This window comes from Streptomyces sp. NPDC102462, assembly GCF_044765425.1.
Taxonomy (GTDB): domain Bacteria; phylum Actinomycetota; class Actinomycetes; order Streptomycetales; family Streptomycetaceae; genus Streptomyces.
On record NZ_JBIWKB010000136.1, the window covers coordinates 1 to 3669 of the forward strand.

Annotated in this window: 3 protein-coding genes and 1 pseudogene; 2 read left to right on the plus strand and 2 right to left on the minus strand. The window is 65.3% G+C overall.

The features are described 5' to 3' along the window. Together ACIRFL_RS43570 and ACIRFL_RS43575 are read right to left on the minus strand one after the other, a co-directional pair. Positions 1 to 381: pseudogene (locus ACIRFL_RS43570) on the minus strand (hypothetical protein); the annotation flags it as partial. Further along, entirely contained in the window at positions 366 to 1604 is a 1239-nt protein-coding gene (locus tag ACIRFL_RS43575) for a CaiB/BaiF CoA transferase family protein (RefSeq protein WP_404041255.1), read from the minus strand. The pseudogene ACIRFL_RS43570 and the gene ACIRFL_RS43575, both read right to left, overlap by 16 nt. Positions 1605 to 1717: 113 nt before the next feature. Here ACIRFL_RS43575 and ACIRFL_RS43580 point away from each other — a divergent pair, with 113 nt between their 5' ends. Both ACIRFL_RS43580 and ACIRFL_RS43585 read left to right on the plus strand, forming a co-directional pair. Then, complete coding sequence (locus ACIRFL_RS43580; protein ID WP_404041258.1) at positions 1718 to 2611, plus strand: LysR family transcriptional regulator; 894 nt, start codon at positions 1718 to 1720, stop codon at positions 2609 to 2611. Positions 2612 to 2667: 56 nt separating this feature from the next. Then, entirely contained in the window at positions 2668 to 3237 is a 570-nt protein-coding gene (locus ACIRFL_RS43585) for a MaoC family dehydratase (RefSeq protein ID WP_404041261.1), read from the plus strand. The last annotated feature ends 432 nt before the right edge of the window (positions 3238 to 3669 follow it).

Genomic DNA, 3669 nt, shown 5'->3' on the forward strand with positions numbered 1-3669 from the left:
GGCGAGTAGACCTTCATCACCATAAGAGATCCCTCCTGCCCGGCCCCTGCCGGGGCCGGGCTCAGAGGTGTCCACCACTCGGGGACAGGTCCCCCATGGCATGGCGCCAAGCCGCTGCCCGGACACTCGGACGGCGGCGTGCACCAGCCACTCGACGGTCCCGTTGACCCGGGCGATCCCGAACAGGAACGTCACCGCGACGAGCACGACGAACATCTCGGCAGGAAAGCCTTCCAGCACCTGCTGGGGGGTGTGGTCCAGCCAGACGCATCCGACAAGAAAGGTCGCCACCAGGGCAAGCACGCCCATGTTCAGCCCGCGCAGGCTCGACACCGCGAAGACGGCTGCGAGCACGAGCACACCGATCAGCTCTGTGGACATGCCGCACCTCCGTCATGTGTGTCGTCCTTGGAGGCGTCGAGCCAGGCGAGAACGGCATCGGTGTGTTCACCCAATGCCGGAACGGTCCTCAGACGCTGGGGGCCGTCTGCTTCGTCGCGGAACGTGACCGGGGGTATCAGTCCCGTCAGCGGTCCGACAGGACCGTCGAAGGTCGCCCAGCGGTCTCGCTCCCGAAGCTGAGGGTGGTCGCTGAACTCCTGCACGCTGCGCTGACACGCGTAGGCGATTCGGGCCTCCTCCAGGCGGTTCACCAGTTCCCTGGCGGACAGCTTGCCCGTCACCTCACGCACCAGCTCGTCGAGAACGGCGCGATGGGCCACCCGGTCCGCGTTCCCTGCGAAACGGCTGTCGCCGACCAGATTCCTGCGCCGCAGGACGAGTTCGCAGAACGAGGCCCACTCCCGCTCGTTCTGCAGACCGAGCAGGATCGTCTGCCCGTCCCGGGTGGTGAAGGGACCGTAGGGGGCGATCGTGGCGTGGCTGGCACCGGTTCGCGCCGGTGCCGTCCCCCCGTAGCGGGTGTAGTACTCGGCGTATCCCATCCATTCGCCCAGCGCCTCCAGCATGGAGACCTCGATCTGTGATCCCCGCCCGGTACGGGTCAGCTTCAGCAGAGCGGTAAGGATGCCGGAGTAGGCGTACATGCCGGCGCATATGTCGGCGATGGACAGCCCGACCTTGGAAGGGGTGTCGGGGGTGCCGGTGATGGACAGCAGCCCGGCTTCACTCTGTACCAGGAGGTCGTAGGCCTTGCGGTCGCGGTAACTGCCGCTGCTGCCGTAGCCGGAGATGTCGCAGATGATCAGCCGGGGATGGCTGACGGCCAGAACATGGTGCCCGATCCCCAGCCGGGCGGCAGCACCGGGTGCCAGGTTCTGGACCAGGACGTCGGCCCGGTCGATCAGCGCGCGCAGATGCCGGTTGCCCTCCGGCGAACGCACATCGAGCTGCACGCTTTCCTTGCCGCGGTTGAGCCAGACGAAGTGACTGGACATGCCCCGTACGGTGCGGTCATAACCGCGTGCCAGGTCACCGCTGCCCGGCCTCTCGATCTTGATGACTCTCGCACCCAGGTCGGCGAGTTGCCGGGTTGCGAAGGGGGCGGCGACGGCCTGCTCAAGAGACACGACGACCAGCCCACTCAGGGGCCCGGTGGCGTGGCCGGGGGCGAGATCGCCCTTGAGGGAATGCGGCTCAGACATGGGGTCCCTCCCATGGAGTCTTGATTGGATGTGGGGACACTTTCCGGCCGTGCCCGAGCTTTGTGAAATGACGAATCGCTACCCACTCCATACGCTCGGCGTATAGTCCGAGCATGGAGATACGAGAGCTGCAGTGGTTCGCCGCACTGGCGGAGCACGAGCACGTCACACTCGTCTCGGAGCGGATGAACATCTCGCAACCGACGTTGTCCCGCGCCATCAGACGGCTGGAAGCCCGAGTCGGCGTGCCACTGTTCGACCGGCACCAAAACAGGCTGCGCCTGAACAAGTACGGCGAAGTCTTCCGGGCTCATGCCCTGCGTGCCATCGCCGAGATCGACACCGCGGAACAGCGCATCGCCGCGCTGATCGACCCGGACGCCGGCACAGTGGCCCTCGGCTTCCTGCACTCCTATGGAACGTGGCTGGTGCCCGAACTCCTCGCGGGATACCGCTCCCACGCTCCACGTACCGCGTTCGAGTTGCGCGGCGATGCTGCCGATTCGGTCGTTGACGGCGTCCGGCGCGGGCGTCTTGACCTCGGCCTGACCAGCCCGCGACCCGTGGGGGACGACCTGGAGTGGGTGCCCCTTCGGGAGGAGCCGTTGTGTCTTCTTGTGCCTGCCGGCCATCGCCTGGCCAGGCGCCGCTCGGTCAAGCTGGCCGAGCTGGCCGAGGAGGCGTTCGTCGCTCTGCAACCAGTCTTCGGGTTGCGCCAGATCACGGACCGCCTCTGCGCCGCCGCAGGCTTCACACCTCATGTCGCCTTGGAAAGCACCGAACTGAGCACGCTGCGTTCATTGGTGTCAGCTGGCTTGGGCGTGGCTGTGGTACCCAGCACCGGCAGCCCGGGGGGCCGGCAAGGCCAGGCCGTCGACGTTCTCCTGAGCGATCTCGGGGCCACCCGCACGGTGGGGGTCATCACACCTGCGTCGGGTGTCCGCTCGCCAGTGGTCCAGCGGTTCCTCGACTACGTCTGCTCCACCCATCATGCAGCAGACGCATAGCCTCGGTGAAAGTTCGCTATTTCACAGAACGATCGAGGGCCCCCGATAGTGAGACCATGACCCTGAGCCGAACAGAAGATTCCTCCGCGCCGCAGCCGGTCACGGGGTGGACCGGTCGGTACTTCGAGGATTTCACCGTCGGAGACGTCTACCGGCACCCTCTGGGCCGTACAGTCCTTGAGACGGACAACTCCTGGCTGACCTTGCTCACCCAGAACACCGCTCCACTCCACTTTGACCGGCACTATTCGGCCGGCACGGCCTGGGGCAGGCCCTTGGTGGACTCCACGTTCACCCTGGCCCTTGTGACCGGCCAGAGCGTGACCGACATCTCCCAGCATGTGATGGCCAACCTTGGCTGGGACCGTGTTCGCCTGCCCAATCCGGTGTTCGAGGGCGACACCATTTACTCCCAGTCGGAGGTCCTCGGCGTCCGGGACTCGAAGAGTCATCCCGAGGTAGGGATCGTCACCGTCCGAACTATCGGATACAACCAGTCGGGCGTCATCGTCATCACATTCGAGCGGACGCTGATGGTCTACCGCCGCGGGCATGGCCCGACGTTCGCTGCTGTCGAGCCCGTCTGGGATGAGCGGTCCCGCTCAGCCATCGGCCTGGCTGAGTGAATTCACTCTTGATGTTCTGCGTTGAGGCTTCAACGGGTCGGTGTTCCGTTTTCATCTCGGAACCGTGCGAGTCGTCCCGGCGGGGAGCCAGTTTCCGCAGCCATCCTCAATGGCCCCGGCGCTCATAAGAGCGGGGCGAAAGGTCTTGTGTTCAGGATTCCTTTGAACACCCGGGCTCGTGGTAGCCGTGAACCCGTGCGGTCTCGGCCTCGCAGTCTGGCACGCGACCGAGCACTCGGGCGTCCTCGCCCGCACTCAGATCCGCTCGCCCAGGTCGATCACATCCTCGACGGTCAGCCGGGAAAAGACCAAAAAGTAGCACGCCGAACACGCCTGCGGCTAGTGTCTCGTGACCCTGATTGAGTTACTTCGAGTTGTTATTGACGAGTTTCTTCACGCTGGTCTGGACGAGTCGGACCTTGGCGAGGATCT

What these genes read in the sequence shown, in the direction of transcription:
- ACIRFL_RS43580 (WP_404041258.1), top strand. Translation starts at nt 1,718, where the DNA reads ATGGAGATACGAGAGCTGCAGTGGTTCGCCGCACTGGCGGAGCACGAG.
- ACIRFL_RS43575 (WP_404041255.1), bottom strand. Translation starts at nt 1,604, where the DNA reads ATGTCTGAGCCGCATTCCCTCAAGGGCGATCTCGCCCCCGGCCACGCC.
- ACIRFL_RS43585 (WP_404041261.1), top strand. Translation starts at nt 2,668, where the DNA reads ATGACCCTGAGCCGAACAGAAGATTCCTCCGCGCCGCAGCCGGTCACG.